Origin of the sequence: Xenorhabdus sp. PB61.4 (assembly GCF_963894935.1) — a bacterium.
GTDB lineage: Bacteria > Pseudomonadota > Gammaproteobacteria > Enterobacterales > Enterobacteriaceae > Xenorhabdus > Xenorhabdus stockiae.
In genome coordinates, this window is sequence record NZ_CAWQJR010000216.1 from 1 (window position 1) to 19760 (window position 19760).

The 19760-nt window shown below is 43.0% G+C and carries 15 protein-coding genes and 1 pseudogene; 9 read left to right on the forward strand and 7 right to left on the reverse strand.

Annotated features, from left to right (window positions below):
* Positions 1–124: 124 nt before the first annotated feature.
* The 3 genes and pseudogenes from aceB to aceK all read left to right on the forward strand — a co-directional run.
* Positions 125–1723, forward strand: a complete 1599-nt coding sequence (gene aceB, locus AACX68_RS18970; protein ID WP_228860155.1) for a malate synthase A — start codon at positions 125–127, stop codon at positions 1721–1723.
* 61 nt (positions 1724–1784) lie between these two features.
* The gene (gene aceA / locus AACX68_RS18975; protein ID WP_228860156.1) at positions 1785–3092 is read left to right on the forward strand and encodes an isocitrate lyase; all 1308 of its coding nucleotides are present in this window, start codon (positions 1785–1787) and stop codon (positions 3090–3092) included.
* A gap of 78 nt (positions 3093–3170) precedes the next feature.
* A pseudogene (aceK, locus tag AACX68_RS18980) lies at positions 3171–4889 on the forward strand (bifunctional isocitrate dehydrogenase kinase/phosphatase); the annotation flags it as partial.
* A 248-nt stretch (positions 4890–5137) separates the two neighbouring features.
* Here aceK and AACX68_RS18985 read toward each other — a convergent pair.
* The 3 genes from AACX68_RS18985 to iclR form a co-directional block, all read right to left on the reverse strand.
* On the reverse strand, positions 5138–5779 hold the full coding sequence (locus AACX68_RS18985; RefSeq protein WP_228860157.1) for a bifunctional 4-hydroxy-2-oxoglutarate aldolase/2-dehydro-3-deoxy-phosphogluconate aldolase: 642 nt from the start codon (positions 5777–5779) through the stop codon (positions 5138–5140).
* Between the two features lie 48 nt (positions 5780–5827).
* Positions 5828–7669, reverse strand: a complete 1842-nt coding sequence (gene edd, locus AACX68_RS18990; protein ID WP_228860158.1) for a phosphogluconate dehydratase — start codon at positions 7667–7669, stop codon at positions 5828–5830.
* Between the two features lie 215 nt (positions 7670–7884).
* Positions 7885–8715 (reverse strand): glyoxylate bypass operon transcriptional repressor IclR, encoded by an 831-nt coding sequence (gene iclR, locus AACX68_RS18995; protein WP_228860159.1) that lies wholly within the window; start codon positions 8713–8715, stop codon positions 7885–7887.
* 109 nt (positions 8716–8824) lie between these two features.
* Here iclR and AACX68_RS19000 point away from each other — a divergent pair, with 109 nt between their 5' ends.
* The gene (locus tag AACX68_RS19000) at positions 8825–9340 is read left to right on the forward strand and encodes a GNAT family N-acetyltransferase (RefSeq protein ID WP_228860160.1); all 516 of its coding nucleotides are present in this window, start codon (positions 8825–8827) and stop codon (positions 9338–9340) included.
* 79 nt (positions 9341–9419) lie between these two features.
* On the opposite strand, the gene lysC is transcribed toward AACX68_RS19000, so the two are convergent.
* Positions 9420–10793: a lysine-sensitive aspartokinase 3 gene (gene lysC / locus AACX68_RS19005; RefSeq protein WP_228860161.1), complete on the reverse strand. Its 1374-nt coding sequence runs from the start codon at positions 10791–10793 to the stop codon at positions 9420–9422.
* Between the two features lie 261 nt (positions 10794–11054).
* Here lysC and pgi point away from each other — a divergent pair, with 261 nt between their 5' ends.
* The 3 genes from pgi (at position 11055) to ubiA (ending at position 14287) form a co-directional block, all read left to right on the forward strand.
* Positions 11055–12701 carry a glucose-6-phosphate isomerase gene (pgi, locus tag AACX68_RS19010; protein WP_228860162.1) on the forward strand — a complete coding sequence of 549 codons (1647 nt, stop codon included), beginning with the start codon at positions 11055–11057 and terminating at the stop codon, positions 12699–12701.
* Between the two features lie 183 nt (positions 12702–12884).
* Positions 12885–13394 carry a chorismate lyase gene (ubiC, locus tag AACX68_RS19015; RefSeq protein ID WP_228860163.1) on the forward strand — a complete coding sequence of 170 codons (510 nt, stop codon included), beginning with the start codon at positions 12885–12887 and terminating at the stop codon, positions 13392–13394.
* A gap of 35 nt (positions 13395–13429) precedes the next feature.
* Positions 13430–14287, forward strand: coding sequence for a 4-hydroxybenzoate octaprenyltransferase (ubiA, locus tag AACX68_RS19020; protein ID WP_228860164.1), 858 nt, complete (start codon positions 13430–13432; stop codon positions 14285–14287).
* Between the two features lie 96 nt (positions 14288–14383).
* Here the strand turns inward: ubiA and plsB are convergent, their stop codons facing one another.
* Positions 14384–16852, reverse strand: a complete 2469-nt coding sequence (gene plsB, locus AACX68_RS19025) for a glycerol-3-phosphate 1-O-acyltransferase PlsB (RefSeq protein WP_228860165.1) — start codon at positions 16850–16852, stop codon at positions 14384–14386.
* A 137-nt stretch (positions 16853–16989) separates the two neighbouring features.
* Between plsB and AACX68_RS19030 the strand changes: the two genes are divergently transcribed.
* Together AACX68_RS19030 and lexA are read left to right on the forward strand one after the other, a co-directional pair.
* Positions 16990–17361, forward strand: coding sequence for a diacylglycerol kinase (locus AACX68_RS19030; protein WP_228860166.1), 372 nt, complete (start codon positions 16990–16992; stop codon positions 17359–17361).
* 118 nt (positions 17362–17479) lie between these two features.
* Positions 17480–18097 (forward strand): transcriptional repressor LexA, encoded by a 618-nt coding sequence (gene lexA / locus AACX68_RS19035; protein ID WP_099123278.1) that lies wholly within the window; start codon positions 17480–17482, stop codon positions 18095–18097.
* A 140-nt stretch (positions 18098–18237) separates the two neighbouring features.
* Here lexA and zur read toward each other — a convergent pair whose 3' ends face one another.
* Together zur and AACX68_RS19045 are read right to left on the reverse strand one after the other, a co-directional pair.
* Positions 18238–18702 carry a zinc uptake transcriptional repressor Zur gene (gene zur / locus AACX68_RS19040; protein ID WP_228860167.1) on the reverse strand — a complete coding sequence of 155 codons (465 nt, stop codon included), beginning with the start codon at positions 18700–18702 and terminating at the stop codon, positions 18238–18240.
* An 89-nt stretch (positions 18703–18791) separates the two neighbouring features.
* Positions 18792–19205, reverse strand: a complete 414-nt coding sequence (locus AACX68_RS19045; protein WP_228860168.1) for a DUF2628 domain-containing protein — start codon at positions 19203–19205, stop codon at positions 18792–18794.
* Positions 19206–19760: the final 555 nt, after the last annotated feature.

Below are 19760 nucleotides of genomic sequence, written 5' to 3' on the forward strand. Positions count from 1 at the left end.
TATATTAATTGTTTGATTTTATTATTAATAATTTAATTTATAAAAATAATGGAAACCGTTTTTGATTTATTTTTTATATTGATTATTCTTACCTGAGTGGACACTTTAAGGTGAGGAACAGGGGATGACGCAGCAAGTATTGGCAACAGAATTAACCTTTATAAAACCTTTTTCTGATGCTGAGAAGAAGGTTTTATCATCTGAATCTATTCATTTTCTAGAAGATTTAGTCGTCAAATTTGCTGACAGACGCAAAAAATTACTAGAAGATCGGATAAATTGGCAGAAGAAAATAGATAACGGGCAATTACCAGAGTTTATTTCGGAAACGTCTTCCATTAGAGATGGTGATTGGAAAATTCAGGGAATTCCGGAAGATCTAAAAGATCGTCGGGTTGAGATCACCGGGCCTGTAGAGCGAAAAATGGTTATCAATGCCCTGAATGCTAACGTTAAAGTATTTATGGCAGACTTTGAAGATTCTCTGGCACCAAGCTGGGATAAGGTTATTGATGGTCAAATTAACCTGCGGGATGCAGTTAATGGAACTATTTCTTATACCAATGAGCAGGGCAAACGTTATGAATTAAAATCGGACCCTGCTGTATTGATTGCTCGTGTCAGGGGATTACACCTGTCAGAAAAGCACATTCTTTATAAAAATGAACCAATTTCAGGTGGGTTATTTGATTTTGCGATTTATTTTTATTTGAATTATAAACAGTTGCTGGCGAAAGGGAGTGGTCCTTACTTCTATTTACCTAAGATCCAGAGCTATCATGAAGCACAATGGTGGAGTGATGTTTTCAGTTTTGCGGAAGAGCGTTTCAATTTACCAAAAGGTACGATTAAAGCGACGGTTCTGATCGAAACATTGCCAGCTGTTTTCCAAATGGATGAAATCCTTTATCACCTGCGTCATCACGTTGTTGGTCTGAATTGTGGCCGTTGGGATTATATTTTCAGTTATATCAAAACACTGAAGAATCATGCGGATCGCGTCTTACCAGACCGCCAGTCAGTCACTATGACGCAGCCTTTCCTGAGTGCTTATTCCCGTTTATTGATTAAAACCTGCCATAGACGAGGAGCTTTTGCGATGGGCGGTATGTCAGCATTTATACCGAGTAAAGATCCTGAGCAAAACCAGATAGTGCTGGATAAAGTCAGAGCCGATAAAGAGCTGGAAGCTAATAATGGTCATGACGGTACATGGGTTGCACATCCCGGTCTTGCCGATATAGCGATGGAAGTATTTAGTTCAAAACTGGGTGAACGACCAAATCAACTGATGGTTTCCCGCGAAGAGGATGGTGAGATCACTGCTGCACAGCTGCTTGAACCAAGTCTGGGAGAAAGAACCGAAGATGGCATGCGGGCAAATATCCGCGTTGCAGTCCAGTACATAGAAGCTTGGATTTCAGGGAATGGTTGTGTGCCGATCTATGGTTTGATGGAAGATGCTGCTACAGCAGAAATTTCCCGTACCTCTATCTGGCAATGGATCCATCATGAAAAATCGTTGAACAACGGTCAAAAAGTGACTAAAGAGTTGTTCAACCAGATGCTAAAAGAAGAATTGGCAGTCATTAAACAAGAAGTTGGTGAGGTACGTTTTAACGAGGGAAGGTTTACAGAGGCTTCTGAGCTGATGAAACGGATCACCACACAAGATGAACTAGTCGATTTCCTGACTTTGCCGGGCTATCAATTACTCGACTGATTTAAACAACATCCAATCAATAATTAATATTCAATTAATTCAGAATAGGAAGTATAGGATCATGACCGTTTCTCGAGCACAACAAATCACTCAATTAGAGCAAGAATGGAAAAAAGCACGCTGGGAAGGCATTAATCGACCATACAGAGCTGAAGATGTTATTAAATTACGTGGCTCAGTCAATCCTGAACATACTTTGGCTCAAATGGGAGCGAAAAAGTTATGGGAATTGTTGAATGGAAAATCCAAAAAAGGTTATGTGAACGCGCTAGGTGCACTGACGGGTGGGCAGGCACTTCAGCAGGCTAAAGCCGGAATTGAAGCCGTTTACCTTTCTGGCTGGCAGGTTGCAGCTGATGCCAACACAGCTTCCAGTATGTACCCTGACCAATCGCTCTACCCAGTCGATTCCGTACCAAATGTCATTAAGCGTATCAATAATAGTTTTCGCCGCGCAGATCAGATCCAATGGGCGAATGGCATTGGCCCTGATAGCGTAGAATACACTGATTATTTTCTGCCGATTGTGGCGGATGCAGAAGCAGGATTTGGTGGCGTCCTGAATGCTTTTGAACTTATGAAATCTATGATTGAAGCCGGAGCTGCCGCTGTCCATTTTGAAGATCAGTTAGCTGCGGTGAAGAAATGTGGGCATATGGGAGGCAAAGTACTGGTACCAACTCAGGAAGCTATCCAGAAATTAGTGGCTGCTCGCTTAGCCGCAGACGTATCAGGCGTACCCACTCTTCTTATCGCTCGTACTGATGCCGATGCAGCCGATCTACTGACATCTGATTGCGATCCCTATGACAGCGAGTTTCTTACCGGCAAGCGAACCTGTGAAGGTTTCTTCTGCACTCGTGCAGGGATTGATCAGGCTATCAGTCGTGGGCTGGCTTATGCGCCATATGCTGATGTCGTCTGGTGTGAAACATCAACACCAGACATTGAAGCTGCCCGTCGTTTTGCAGAAGCAATTCATGCTGAGTATCCAGGGAAGTTACTGGCCTATAACTGTTCCCCATCTTTTAACTGGAAAAAGAATCTGGATGATAAAACGATTGCCAGCTTCCAGGAGCAGCTTTCCGAGCTTGGATATAAATTCCAGTTTATTACTTTGGCTGGTATTCATAGCATGTGGTTCAACATGTTTGATTTGGCGTATGACTATGCGCGTGGCGAAGGCATGAAACACTATGTTGAGAAGGTTCAGGAGCGTGAGTTTGCCTCACTGGAGCGTGGCTACACCTTCTCTTCGCATCAACAGGAAGTGGGCACTGGATACTTTGATAAAGTAACCACGATAATACAGGGGGGAACCTCCTCTGTTACCGCTCTGACAGGGTCAACCGAAGAGCAGCAATTCTGATTTTTTGTATAAAGTTGATATTACTTTGGGGGATTCCGTAGGGAATTCCCCTTTACGCGTCAGATTAAGGTGGCAGACATGGAAACAGATTTAGCTCACTTAATTGCACAAACTATTCTTCAGGGATTTGATGCACAATACGGCAGATTTCTGGAAGTAACTTCTGGCGCACAACAGCGTTTTGAGCAGGCAGACTGGCACGCAGTGCAGCAGGCTATGAAGAAAAGGATCAATCTGTACGATCATCATGTAGGTTTGGTGGTTGAACAGTTGAAATGTATTCGTGGTTCACGGTTGTATGATCAGGAATACATTGCCAAAGTGAAAGTGGTTTATACCCGCCTACTGCCGGATTACCCACGTTTTGAAATTGCAGAAAGTTTTTTTAATTCCGTTTATTGCCGATTATTTCAGCATCGTAATTTGAAGCAGGAAAATCTATTTATTTTTTCTTCCCAGCCACCACGCCGTTTTCGCCATATTCCACGCCCATTATCGAGGGATTTTTTTCCTGATGCCGGTCTTGAATCTATGATATGGGCTATTTTGAAAGATTTACCGTTACGACTGGAATGGGAAAATTTAGACAGAGATATCAGTTATATCACTCGCTACTTACAAAACACATTTCCCGGATATGATTTACTACAGGCGACATTTCAGATTGCTAACGAACTCTTTTATCGCAATAAAGCTGCTTGGCTGGTAGGTAAAATAAGGCTGGGTACAGAAGTTTATCCCTTTTTATTGCCGATTCATCATAATGAATCAGGCCAGATTTTTATTGATACCTGTCTGACGCACCATGATGATGCCAGTGTCGTTTTTGGTTTTGCCCGCTCTTATTTCATGGTTTATGCCCCTTTACCAGCAGCTATGGTTGAATGGTTACGTGAAATTTTGCCCGTCAAATCGACAGCCGAGCTTTATATGGCGATTGGTTGCCAAAAACATGGAAAAACAGAGTATTACCGTGAATATCTGACATTTATTAATTCATCTCAGGAACAATTTACCATTGCTCCGGGAGTGAAAGGGATGGTGATGCTGGTTTTCACGTCTCCTTCTTTTGACCGTGTATTCAAGGTGATAAAAGACAAGTTTGCGCCGCAGAAAGAAGTTTCTCAGGAGAGGGTTCAGGAGTGTTACAGGTTGGTCAAGGAGCACGATCGGGTCGGGAGAATGGCCGATACGCAGGAATTTGAGAATTTCGTCATTGATAAACGTCATATCAGCCCCGAGTTAATGGAGGAGATACAGAAAGAGATCCCTGACAAGCTGGAAGATTTAGGTGACAAAATCCTGATAAAACATCTTTATATGGAACGCAGGATGCTCCCGCTGAATATCTATATGGAGCAGGTAGATGAAGATCGTTTGAAAGATGCTGTTGAAGAATATGGGAATGCAATTAAACAGCTTGCGGCAGCGAATATCTTTCCGGGAGACATGTTATTCAAGAATTTTGGTGTTACACGACATGGAAGAGTGATTTTCTACGATTATGACGAAATTTGTTATATGACCGAAGTGAATTTTAGGGATATTCCTCCAGCGCGTTATCCGGAAGATGAACTTGCCAGCGAGCCGTGGTACAGCGTAGCGCCCAATGACGTTTTTCCTGAAGAGTTCCGGCATTTTTTATGCAGTGATAAGCGAATTCGTAAATATTTTGAAGAATTTCATAGTGACCTTTTCAAAGCCGATTATTGGCGAGCGTTGCAAGAGCGGATAAGAAAAGGGCATGTAGAGGATGTTTTTGCTTATCGTCTCAGGCAGAGATTTAGTCAGCGTAATGAGAACAGAGCTGAAGAGCAGGGCATAACGAAATATGCAGAATCATTATGTGAAGAGAATAATGTTGTGGTATTAGCTTCTCCCAGCCGCGATATTCACTCTTAATATAAGGTGGCATGATAAAAAGATTTAACTGGTTTTCTTAATTATTTGGCTAAAAAATGCTGGATTCATGAAAGCGGAAACTCTAATAAGTCGTCCTGTTGAAATAATAGAATTTCCGCAATTTGAAAAATGATCCGGCTAAATTATGCTTTAGCGCCTGCTATTGCAGCATGAACCAGTTCCGTAATGTGCGCATAATCACCTTTTTTCAATGCATCATTTGGTACCAGCCAAGAGCCACCGATACATAGGACACTATTTAGTGCCAGATAATCGCGGTAATTATCAGGAGAAATTCCTCCTGTCGGGCAGAAACGTACTTGTGGGAATGGGCCAGCAATAGCTTTCAGCGCTTTCACGCCGCCATTGGCTTCCGCAGGGAAGAATTTGAAACAATCTAAGCCATAGCTCATACCCAGCATAAGCTCAGAGACGGTGGAGATGCCCGGAATAAGAGGAATTGAGCCAGCTATCGCGGCTTTTAACAATTCATCAGTTAACCCAGGGCTAATGGCAAACTGTGCTCCGGCCTCAGTGACGGCAGAAAGTTGTTCGGAATTAATCACCGTTCCAGCGCCAATAATGGCTTCAGGCACTTCTCTGGCAATGAGACGAATTGCTTCCAGCGCGCATACTGTTCTCAGCGTGACTTCCAATACCCTTATTCCGCCTGCCACCAACGCTTTCGCCAAGGGTACGGCATGTTCAATTTCATTGATTACGATAACAGGGACGACAGGGCCATCAGTCAGAATGCTTTCTGCGGTTGTTTTCCAATTATTCATTAGCAATTTCTCTCATCGAATCCTACGCAAGGGATTTAAAATCCCCGGTTATAAAAATGTAATGGAACATGCACCTTGCTCTGCACCGGAAAGCTGGGTGCGCAAAGCACCAAATAGTTCACGGCCACAACCGGTATGTCCTGTGCTTAAATCGGCTTGGTAAGGTACTCTTTGTGCTAATTCCAGCTCATCAAGCAGCAACGTAAGTTCGCCAGTGCGGCCATCAATACGGATTAAGTCTCCATCCTGTATTTTGGCCAGCACTCCGCCAGCATTGGCTTCAGGTGTAACATGAATGGCGGAAGGTACTTTACCTGATGCGCCCGACAGACGCCCATCCGTCACTAAAGCAACTTTAAAGCCACGATCCATCAGTACCCCTAAAGGTGGCATTAATTTATGTAATTCAGGCATACCGTTTGCCTGTGGCCCCTGATAGCGAACGACGACGACACAATCACGATTTAATTTTCCAGCCTCAAAAGCAGGGGCGATATCGTGCTGACTATTAAAAACAACGGCTGGCGCTTCAATAACGAGATTGTTGGCTGGTACTGCCGAAGTTTTCATAACAGCACGACCAATATTTCCGGTCATGACTTTTGTACCACCATGATGTTTGAACGGTTTTTCAATGCAGGCAATAACCTCGTTATCCAGTGAGGAGTGAGTGCCTTCACGCCATGCCAGTTGACCTTCATTCAGCCAGGGTTCCTGAGTATAACGTTCCAGACCGAATCCAGCGATGGTATTAACATCTTGATGAAGTAGGCCTTTTTTCAGTAACTCCCGAACAACCAGAGCCACACCACCGGCAGCCTGAAATTGGTTGATATCCGCAGGTCCGTTGGGGTAGATATGGCATAACAACGGGATGACATCTGATAGTTCAGAAAAATCATCCCAGTTAATGATAATTCCGGCTGCGTTTGCCATTGCGATCAAGTGCATGGTCAAATTTGTTGAGCCACCGGTTGCCAGCAGTGCAATAATGCCATTGACGATCACTTTCTCATTAACCATTTGTCCCAGAGGGAGATAATTACCTGAATTTTCAGTCAGACGAGTGATCTGGCGTGCAGCGGCATCGTTTAAGGCGTCACGTAATGGCGTATCCGGATGGACAAAAGAAGCTCCGGGTAAATGCAGTCCCATTACTTCCATGACCATTTGGTTGGAATTGGCTGTTCCATAGAAAGTACAGGTACCGATGCTGTGGTAAGAGTCTGCTTCTGCTTCCAGTAACGCCTGACGACCAACCTTACCTTCAGCATATAACTGGCGGATACGTACTTTCTCTTTATTCGGTAAGCCACTGGTCATCGGCCCTGCGGGAACAAAAACAGCAGGTAAGTGGCCGAATGACAGTGCAGCCATGACCAGCCCCGGCGCAATTTTGTCACAGATCCCCAGATACAGAGCACCATCAAACATATTATGGGAAAGCCCGATAGCCGCGGACATTGCGATCACATCACGGCTGAGCAGAGATAACTCCATCCCATCCTGCCCTTGTGTTACACCATCGCACATGGCAGGAACACTACCCGCAACCTGACCGACAGCACCGACTGCATGTAAGGAATCTTTTAATTTTTGTGGATAGCTTTCATAAGGTTTATGAGCGGAAAGCATGTCATTGTAAGAAGTGATAATGGCGATATCGTTATGCACCATATTCTTTAATGCGACTTTATCGTCATTTTGACAGGCAGCAAAACCATGAGCCAGATTCCCGCATGCCAGTTGAGAGCGATGGACGGTTTTTGAACGAGCAGACTCAATACGCGCCAGATAACGGTTCCGCGTCTCTTTAGAGCGTTCAATGATACGTTGAGTGATCCGTTCGACGGTTTTATTGATCGTCTTACTGTTCTGGGGTGTTGTCATGATAATTGCTCCAGGCACTTGCTTCCGACACCATATGGAATGTATCTAGCACATACTCTCACTGGTTGTTACCGGTAACATTTTTAATGCAATAAACAAAGGATGCAATCAACTTTTGCGTTCAACACACCTTATCTGTGATCTATATCAATTTACAAGCTGAAACGTAACAGCTATTCAGTAAGCTCACTTTTTAAGTGAAATTAGTAGAATTTTTACTTATTACCGCCATATTCGCGACTTATCTCTTTCGCTGCCCGCATAACAAGGGCACCCAGCTCAGTCACACGCTCATCAGAGATACGTGATATCGGGCCAGAGATAGAAATAGCGGCAAACGCTTCATGGTGCTCATCATAGATGCAGGCAGCAATACAGCGTAACCCAAGAGCATGTTCTTCATCATCGAGTGAAAAACCCTGCTTACGGATCTGTTCAAGGTTCTCTTTTAAGGCGGCAGCGGTAGTATGTGTGTGCTGTGTATAGGCGTGTAACCCTTTTTTATGCAGTAATTGCAGGCATTTTTGTTCAGACAGTGTCGCAAGTAGCGCCTTACCTGCACCGGATGCATGCATCGGTAACTGACCGCCAATAGGCGCGGACATCCGCATCAATGCGTTACATTGCACTTGATCGACAATCACCGCTTCATATTCATCAATATTGAAAATAGCAAGATTGATAGTCTCGCCAGAATCTTCCATCAACTGGCGTAAAATTGGGTGAACCAGTACCATCAGATTGCGGCTTTGCAGAAAGCTGCTGCCGACAACAAACGCATGTGATGCAATCACCCATAGGCCCAGATCGCCAACTTGCCGAACAAAGCCATGCTGTTGTAGTGTTGTCAAAAGACGGTGGGTAGTCGAATTAGGAAGACCGGCCTGAATAGCGAGGTCAGTCAGGGCGACCCCACTTTGTGAATCAGAAATGAATTCCAAAAGGGATAAGCCTCGGCTTAAAGATTGTACCTGACCGCCTGCTGCGGCACCGCCGGCTGTCATTTTCGTTTTTTTAGGGCGTTTATTGGCAATAGCGGTAGTCATAAGATTCCCTCTAAATTATTCTCTGCTTATAGGATGACTAAACGGAGTTAAAATGGAATTTGTTTTCGTTTTCTTATTATGAATGATAAAGGGTGGAAAAACACATCCGATGAGTGAAGGAAAAAGTATATTGAAAATCACATTTGGCAAACAAAAACATTTATCTGAGATAGTCGATATCTTTAATTACTACATTGCAAACTCGAATGCCCGTTTTGAAACAGAGCCAATGACATTAGAAAATAAGCAACTTTGGTTCTCACAATTTCAACCTGACTCACGTTACCAGCTTTTTGTCGCAGTTGAAGATCAAACGGTTTTGGGTTTTGCATGTTCCCAGCCTTATCGAGCGTTAGAGGCATTTAACAAAACGGTTGAAGTTAGCATTTATCTGGCCCCATCAATGAAGCACGCAGGAGTAGGTAGCGCACTTTATCAACACCTCTTTAGTGAATTAGCATCACAAGATGTACATAGTGCGCTATCAGGTATTGCATTACCTAATGAGGCATCAATTGGGCTGCACAAGAAATTTGGTTTTTGTGAAGTGGGTGTTTTCAGAGAGTATGCAAGTAAAAACGGTCAGTACATTAGCTCAGTCTGGCTGGAAAAATTGTTTGAATAAAAAGTTATTTTCACGGCAAGAAAACGAATAGCGGGTATTTTTATTACCGTGACGGAATGAGAATACCCGGGTGCGTTGATTATTCTTCAAACAAATTTTTATGAAGGGTTTGAACCACTTCTTCAGCGTCTTGTCCGGGGACAAGCAGACAGACATTATGGCTACTTGCACCATAGCTGATCATACGGATATTGAAGGATTCCAGCGGACCAAAGATCTCTTTTCCTAATCCTCTGGCCTGTGACAGCTTATTACCGATAATCGCCACCAGTGCCAAATCTTCTTCAACCTCGACACGACACAGTGTTGAAAGCTCTGTCAGTAGGGCATTAGTCAGCAAACTACCGTTCGTGCTGGTGGAGCCTGTTGTATCCAGTGTTAACGCAACGCTGACTTCTGAGGTAGTAATCAGATCCACCGAAATATTATGGCGTGAGAGCAGGATAAAAATTTCTGCCAGAAAGCCTCTTGCATGCAGCATTTTCAGGCTATGCAGAGTTAATAAAGTCTGTTTGCGGCGTAGTGCCAGTGCCCGGAAGCGGGGCGGGTTTGCCGTTCTGTCGCAAACTAGTGTACCACCTGCCTGTGGCTGTTTACTTGAACCAACGAAAACAGGAATACCACAGCGAACGGCAGGCAGTAATGTTGCCGGATGGAGGATTTTGGCACCAAATGTTGCCATCTCAGCCGCTTCATCAAAAGCAATTTTATCAATACGCGTAGCTGTTGGTGCAACACGGGGGTCTGTTGTGTAAATTCCCGGAACATCGGTCCAGATATCCACACGCCTTAGCCCCAGCGCTTCACCAAGCAATGCGGCGGTATAATCACTGCCGCCACGCCCTAATGTTGTTGTGCGCCCTTTTTCTTCTTTGCCGATAAAACCCTGAGTAATAACAATTGTATTATTCAGGCGTGGCTGCAAATGTTGTTCGGCCAGAATATTGAGCTGGGTGGTATCAGGCTCTGCCTGTCCGAACTGGTCATTGGTACGCATTATCCGGCGGATATCAAACCATTCGACATCCGTATTGCGCTGACGTAATAATTCAACAAACAACAGGGTGGACATGACTTCACCGTGGCTGACTAACTCATCAGTCAAGGCGTCAGATGTGGCGAGCGAAGCCGCTTCTGACAATGTAGCAATGTTATCCAACAGACGGTCAATCTCATCTTTAATCACATCTGATTCATGCAACCGCCCGATAATAGCGTATTGAATGTCCCGGATCTGTTTCAGGCACTTCTCCCGTTTATCACTATTACAGCCGGAAGCTAATGTGACCAGCAAATTGGTTATACCTGCGGAAGCTGATAAAACGACGACGCGAACATCTCTGTTTGCCAGAATAATATCAGCACAGTTATTCATGGCATCAAAGTCTGCCACACTGGTACCACCGAATTTTGCAACAATATACTGCGACGAGGGAGAAGATACTGCACTCATGGATGATAGCCTTCTGTTTTAAAGATAGGCAATTAGAAATATCGGGTTAGCGGTAATGAGTCAATATTTGTTAATTAAGCATCAATATTTTTCATGATTAGAGGGAGATTATCGTTTTTGCCTATGTAATTATGACTGGAAATAATCGCTTATTTTGACCAATATCAGTCAGTAGCAGGAAAAGGAGATCCATCACAGTATTAACTTGTTACAATCCTGTGCATTCCTATTTTTATCTACAGTAGATAGAGAACATTATTCATGAAAAACATCAACCCTAGCCAGACCGAAGCCTGGAAAGCATTGCAGCAACATTTTGAGCAGATAAAAGATGTTCACCTGCGAGATCTGTTTGAACAGGATAAGGCGCGCTTTGCGACATTCTCTGCCACATTTGACGATCAGATGCTGGTGGATTATTCCAAAAACCGTATTACCGCAGAAACACTGGAGAAATTACAGGCTCTGGCGAAAGAAACTGATTTATCCGGGGCTATTCATAGCATGTTTTCCGGTGAAAAGATTAACCGCACTGAAGATCGCGCTGTACTGCATATTGCTTTGCGTAACCGCAGTAACTCTCCGATTAAGGTTGATGGGGAAGATGTTATGCCGCAGGTCAATGCGGTACTGGCAAAAATGAAATCATTCAGTGAGCGCATTATTGGTGGGGAGTGGAAAGGTTATACCGGTAAGGCCATTACTGATGTGGTCAACATCGGCATTGGTGGTTCAGATCTTGGCCCATATATGGTGACAGAAACGCTGAAAGCCTATAAGAACCACCTTAATATGCACTTTGTATCCAATGTGGATGGCACTCATATTGCTGAAACGTTGAAGTCTCGGGATCCGGAAACCACGCTGTTCCTGATTGCATCGAAGACTTTTACCACGCAGGAAACGATGACTAACGCACATTCTGCCCGTGATTGGTTCTTGCAAAGTGCAGTTGATGAAGTACATGTTGCCAAACATTTTGCCGCTCTTTCAACGAATGAACAGGAAGTCAGCAAGTTCGGTATTGATCCGCAAAACATGTTTGAGTTCTGGGACTGGGTCGGCGGCCGTTATTCTCTTTGGTCTGCGATTGGTTTATCCATTGTCCTGTCCATTGGATATGATAATTTCGAGCAATTGCTGAATGGTGCCCATGCTATGGATAAGCACTTTGCACAAACTGCTCCTGAACAGAATATTCCGGTTATTCTGGCGCTGATTGGCATCTGGTATAACAATTTCTTTGGCGCAGAAACTGAAGCGATTCTGCCTTATGATCAATATATGCATCGTTTTGCTGCTTACTTCCAGCAGGGAAATATGGAATCAAACGGTAAATATATTGATCGTAATGGAAGCCCTGTGGATTATCAGACCGGGCCGATTATCTGGGGTGAGCCGGGCACTAATGGTCAGCATGCTTTCTACCAGCTTATCCATCAGGGAACGAAACTGATCCCATGTGATTTTATTGCTTCGGCAATCAGCCACAATCCAATCGGCGATCATCACAGTAAATTATTATCTAACTTCTTTGCACAGACTGAAGCGCTGGCTTTTGGTAAAACTCAGGCTCAGGTAGAAGCCGAATTTGTTGCTGCCGGAAAGAATGTACAGGATGTGGCAAATGTTGTGCCATTCAAAGTGTTTGAGGGTAATCGCCCGACTAACTCAATTCTGTTACGTGAAATTACACCATTTAGTCTGGGCGCATTAATTGCTATGTATGAGCATAAAATCTTTGCTCAGGGCGCAATTCTGAATATTTTCTCATTTGACCAGTGGGGCGTTGAACTGGGAAAACAATTGGCAAACCGTATCCTGCCTGAACTCCACGATTCAGAAAGCGTAAATAGCCATGACAGCTCTACAAACGGGCTGATTAATCGTTTCAAAGAATGGCGTTAATCTGATTTATCATTTTATATAATCTGCTATCCCCTCAATAACACTATTTATTGGGGGGATATTTTTTGCAATCTACATAATTTGTTACCAACTTTTTATTTTATTGGTCTGTAACATGATATCCTCACTTCCCATTCGTTGCGCTGTCGGAGAAGTTGATATTCTCCGCAATTGGAAAATGACATGGCAGATGACACAATATTAACTTCTACTCCTATTCACTGGCTTTCAACTGACGAAGCCAACACGCCTGAGAGTATTCTGGACTGGCTGATGGAAGTTGGTTCAATGACTCGTCGTTTTGAACAGCATTGCCATCATGTAACTGTCACACCATTTCGGGAATGCTTTATTACAGCTGAAGAGCTCGATGATGAAAGTGAGCACTTACCTATAAGTGAAAAATACTGGCTGCGGGAAATTATCCTGTTTGGGGATAATATTCCGTGGTTGTTGGGGCGGACAGTGATCCCGAAAGAAACATTAACAGGGCCGGATAAAAAGCTGGTGGATCTAGGAACTGTTCCTCTTGGGCGCTACCTTTTTAGTGGCAATAACCTGACGCGGGATTATATTCAAATAGGGTTACAGGGCCAGCGTTGGGCGCGGCGATCTTTACTGCGTTTATCAGAAAAGCCATTATTACTTACAGAAGTATTTCTACCAGAATCACCTGCATATAAAATTAAATAAATAAGAGATAAGGGAGAAACAGATTGGAGGTCAGTATGACGCAAAATAAATGGCGTGCCTATTGCCGTTTAATGCGTATTGATAAACCTATTGGCGTATTGTTACTAATATGGCCAACCTACTGGGCATTATGGATAGCAGCAAAAGGTGTACCCAATTTACATATCCTGTTGGTTTTCACTCTGGGTGTCTTTTTCATGCGGGCAGCGGGGTGTTGTATTAATGACTTCGCCGACAGGAAATTTGACGGACATGTTGAAAGGACAAAGTCTCGTCCGCTTCCCAGTGGTGATATCAGCGAAAAAGAGTGCAAAATTTTATTTAGCATACTCGTGCTTATCTCTTTTGCACTGGTTTTGACGCTGAACAAAATGACGATTGCCTTATCCTTTGCCGGATTAGGGCTGGCGTGTGTGTATCCTTTCGTTAAACGGATCAGTAACTTGCCACAGGTTGTATTAGGTGCTGCCTATGGCTGGTCAATTCCAATGGCTTTCTCGGCGGTAAGTGAGTCCTTACCATTAGAATGCTGGTTATTATTTCTGGCAAATGTCATATGGTCAGTAATCTATGATACCCAATATGCGATGGTTGATCGTGATGATGACCTGAAAATTGGTGTGAAATCGACAGCAGTTTTGTTCGGGCGTTTTGATAAGCTGATTATTGGTATTTTGCAGCTCATTATGCTGGCAATTCTTATTGTGGTTGGCTGCTTGGTTAATTTGGGTGGAATGTATTACTGGACGGTATTACTGGCTGGTGCGCTTTTCATTTATCAGCAAAAACTCATTTTTGACCGTAGTCGTGAGCCATGCTTTCAGGCATTCATGAACAATAATTATGTTGGTTTTGTTCTATTCCTCGGTATTCTTTTCAGCTATGTTTTTTAACCCTATATTTTTAAAGAAAATGGTTTAACAAAACGGGCGGTCATTTTATGGCCGCCCGTTTATCTATTTGTCAGATTTTATTTTCAGAACAGTATGTTATTCCTGAATTTCATCTGTCGACTCTTGATCACTGTGCTCAGGAGGCATACTGACACTTTCAATCGTCAGACGGATTTCGGGAGACATCAGTTCGCTCAACACCTGATAAAGCGCCTGGGCATTTGTGGTAACGATGTTGCCACTATCGTGAATATAACCTTCTTCCCGCAATGTATTAACAGAACAGGAGAACACGGCTTTATCGAAGAATTCCGGCGCATTAATACCATGCAGTACTGACAAACGCTGTGCCAGCATCCGGCTTTCTTTTTCCAGTGCACCACGGCTGATATCCGGAGTGGCATTCAGTAAAGAAAGTGTGATGGCGTAGCGTTGCAGTGTTTCCCGGATACCTGCCGCCAACAGTTGTAGTGGGCGGATACGCTCAGGATTGAGTACCAGCACTTCCTGCTCTTTATTGCAGATTAGGCGTTGGCGCACTAATTCATCAATCAGGGTATTCACTACATCAGGCAATTCTGCCTTACTGTAACGCATGAACAGTTCCTGCTTGAGCAGAGGATAAATCAGCTCTACCTGTCTGAGCAGTTCAGTGCGGCTAATACGGCGATGATGCATCACGATACTGGCGATTAAGGATGGCAGGACCAATAAATGCTGGATATTGTTGCGATAATAGGTCATCAGTACCGCGCTTTCACGAGGCAGGATAATGATATCCCCAAGACTGTCTTTTTCGACCTCAAACTTATTCATCCGTAAAGCGTGATCCAACAGCTCTTCTGCCGTTTTGGCCGGAATAGTGACATCGTTTGTATAAGTAACATTGCTCATCAGCTGCATATAGCAATCTAATTGCTCAATAAGCTGCTCACGAGTAAGTGCTCGCTGACGTGATGACAATAAGGCTGTACTGCATAAATTAATTGCATTTGCAGCAGCGGCATTATTGATATTCACCATAATATTATCCGCCAGTTTGCTGACTGTTGGTGTCAACCATGTCGGACGTTGTGCTTCTATCGGATCGATGGCGTCACGCCATTCAGGAACATGCTGGTTCAGATATTGTACTAATGGGATTGGCTCACCAAAATTGACATAACCTTGCCCCAGATTACGCAGTTTACGCAACCCACGGACCATCTGGAAAAAGCCTTCTTTTTCTTTGGTTGCACCGCGTAATTCTTTAGCATAAGTTGCAACCTCCATCACATGTTCATAACCGATATAGATCGGCACAATCGTGATAGGCCGAGACTCTCCACGTAACATTGCCTGCAATGTCATGGAAAGCGTACCTGTTTTCGGATCGAGCAAGCGGCCAGTTCGCGAGCGTCCACCTTCAACAAAGTATTCAACAGAATAACCACGGGAAAACAGTTCACCCAGATATTCGCGGAAAATAGTTGAATAAAGTTTATTGCCTTTAAATGTGCGGCGGATAAAGAACGCGCCAAGACGGCGGAATATCGGGCCAGCTGGCCAGAAATTCAGGTTAATGCCCGCTGCGATATGTGGTGGAACCAGTCCCTGATGATAAAGCACATAAGACAGCAACAGGTAATCCATATGGCTACGATGACATGGAACATAAACAAGTTCATGACCATCCTGAGCCAATTGGCGGATACGTTCGCCATTATGGACATTGATGCCCTGATAGAGACGGTTCCATGTCCAGCTCAGTACACGGTCTGTTATACGAACAGTTTCATAGGAAAAATCAGCGGCAATCTCTTCCAGCATATTGATTGCATTCTGCTTCGCTTTTTCTGGCGAAATTTTCTTACTGCGAGCCTCATCAGCAATTGCTTTTTCAATCGCTTTTGATTCCAGTAACTTCCTGAACAGATCTTGTCGCGCAGGTAAACGTGGCCCGACAGCGGCCAAACGTTGGCGGGAATAGTGTATCCGTGCAACGCGGGCGAGTTTATTGGCAATAATTGTATCTGTGCCATGTTCATCAGCAATACTGCGTAATGACACAGGTGCGGAAAAACGGACAAAACTATCTCGCCCAAGCCACAGGATTGCAAAAAACTTCTGGATCCCGTTAAGCAAGCGTAGCTGAGGAGCTGTATTGGTTTCCTGGCCTTCACGTCCGGGAGAACGCCCGAACATCACAGAAACAGGCACCATCTGAATATCTAAATCAGGGTTACTGCGATGTAAATCCAGATAAGAATGGAAAATCTTCACAGATTCATGTTTAGGCGCATAGTAACTGAATACACGCGGACCATCATCAATGAAAACATAGCTTGGAAGCTGTGTATCATCAATATCCAAAGGCGCTAGCGGATCAGGTAAATCCTGAGCAAGACACTGTTGACGCAGAGTCAATAAATCGGCCTTTGAATGATACGGTAACACATACAGAATAGGCCGAGTCGTATCAAGACTCAGCTCCGTAACAGGAACCGTTGGAATAAGTTTACTTTTAACTAAAAGTTTTATCGGCAAATTCAATAAGTTGTAATATATTTTACGCCAAGCTGACATAACTGCTTTAAGCCTCTTGTTAGCAATGCGCGGCAAGCATACCAGAAACGGATTTTGAGATCTGTGTAAATAAGATAATAATAGAGACTAAAAGTTATATGATCTTAAAACTATTATGATTCTTGAAGAAAATTTTTATGGCTAACCAATCAACAGGTTTAACCCGCATAATTAAAGCGGCTGGGTACTCGGTAAAAGGTATTAAAGCTGCGTGGAAAAATGAGGCTGCATTCCGACAGGAGGCAGTTTTGGCTATTTTAGCAACTATTGTGGCATTCTCCTTTGATTTCGGCATGTTTGAGAGACTTTTTCTCATTAGTTCAGTTATGTTAGTGCTTATTGTGGAAATGCTGAATAGCGCTATTGAAGCGGTTGTAGACCGTATTGGCAGCGAATATCACGAACTATCGGGACGGGCAAAGGATATGGGCTCAGCTGCGGTATTTTTAGCCATGATCTTAGCACTATTTATATGGGTGATAATTATTTGGTCATATTTTACCCGTTAATGTGGTGTATTTTTCGTCAAAAATCGTTATTTAGCGGCTTTTACATTCTGACTGGTTCCCAATTCAATTTTAGCTGTATATACTCACAGTCAGACTGTATAAACAAACAGGGGGCGAAATGAAAGCATTAACAGCCAGGCAGCAAGAAGTTTATAACTTGGTGCGTGACCATATTTCGCAGACGGGTATGCCACCGACACGTGCTGAAATTGCCGCGCGTCTTGGTTTTCGTTCACCTAACGCAGCAGAAGAGCATTTAAAAGCCCTTGCGCGTAAAGGGGTGATAGAAATTATCGCTGGTGCTTCCAGAGGTATCCGTTTGCTGCTTGAAGAGGAAGCTGAAGGGGCTGGATTACCACTTATTGGTCGTGTTGCTGCTGGTGAACCACTATTGGCTCAGGAACACATTGAAAGCCATTACAAAGTGGATCCGGAATTATTTAAACCGAATGCTGATTTTCTATTGCGTGTCCGTGGTATGTCCATGAAGGATATCGGTATTATGGATGGTGATTTACTCGCTGTGCATAAAACGCAGGATGTTCATAACGGGCAGGTCATCGTGGCACGGATTGAAGATGAAGTCACAGTAAAACGTTTCAAACAAACAGGAAACAAGATAGAACTGATTGCTGAAAATCCTGAGTTTAAGCCTATCGTTGTGGATTTACGCGAACAGAATTTCACTATTGAAGGGCTGGCAGTTGGCGTGATTCGTAACGGGGATTGGTTCTGATTGTAAAAGCGGATAATTATACATTACCCATTCTGGGCGGTCATTTTTCGTAGTACCCGCGAAGCACATGCTGATACGGGGACGTAGAAATTAATGAATTCATCATCAAGTAATGACCGCCTGATAAGGTAATTTCAAACTCACTCCATACACGAGTTTGTTTCATGACAAGAAGAGCATAATCCGTGGACTTCTATGACACTGTGCCGCAAATTAAACCCTGCACGCTGTGCTAAATTTTGTATCGCTGATTCGATATCTTCAGCATCCTGCTCGGTAACAGAACCACAATTATCACAAAGAAACATTGCTGATGTATGGCACGGTTCTTCAAAATGATGACACACCACATAACTGTTTGTAGATTCTATTTTGTGAACAAAACCCTGTTCCAGTAAAAACTCTAATCCTCGATAAACAGTTGGCGGTTTTGCCTGTGGCTCAACTTCACGTAGCAGATCCAGCAAATCATAGGCACTGATTGCGCCCGGTTGGGCTGAAATCAAACGCAGAATTTCAAGGCGTTGAGGTGTTAAACGAACCCCTCGTGACAGACAGATTGCCTCAGCCTGCGTCAGTAATTTTTTTTGATTGATAGTTTTCATTACACCTCTCACGCCTACACGATGCTAATGGCTTAATATTACCATGTTTTTTGTGGCTGAGAGAGGAGTTCACACGACGTATTCTATTCTTAGATTATTTTAAGGCCTTTGAATGGATTCCAGCTATCATCACCTTCTTTTTCTTTTAGGTAATAAGAATAATTAGCTGTTACACCATATAATGCAGCATTCATAGCTCCCAGAAAAATACTAATAAAATTTGCAGTTTCAAGGGATAGAGGGACTATAGCGCTAATCATAAAGAAAGCAAAAAATAAAGCGACCCCGATACCGAGTATGGTTAATCCTTTTTTCCACATTCCAAGTACAATAAAGTAGATAATACCAAAGAAAAATGCAAAGAAGTTCATATTTATCTTAATTCGGGTTAGATAAGGTGCCTTTTTAAAAGCAGCTTGATATTCTTTAGAAGAAGGAGCCCCATTTTTTTGAAAAAATTCAAATCGTTCTTGCCAGTTCTTAGAATATTTAGAAATGTCCATTTTATGCCTTAATTTTATTTCTCTGACGCGATAATATATTGTAATAATTATCTTAAGATTAAAGATAATCACAGATATTCGTTACTGTTGGAATCCATTTAGAAAGATATTTACCTCAGTTATTTTTTTAGGTAACAAAAAATCTTCTCTTAGAATCAAAGATAATTATATTAAAACACTAGAACAATTATTATCAATACTGATTTTATATACATATTTTGGCATTAATCACTATGCTAATTGTTTCATTTTTTATTTTCTTATTAGTGATGTGAAATTATTTGGCTTTATAATTATGCATGTGAAAACATTTTCCTAAATTTGCCCTACAAATGACTAAATTAAAATAATACTAAATAACTATATGGACACCGACCTAATTCAAGTCTATAAGAATATTTTTCTGACAAAAGTAGTCGCAAACATATATTCGGCTTCAAAGAACCCTGATGAAAATCCGCCCTCTCTGTCCTCATTATTTCAACAGTCTTGGTAGACTGAGCTATTTGCCAGGTTCACAGAGAGTCGGTACTACCTGTCAGTACATCTACTACT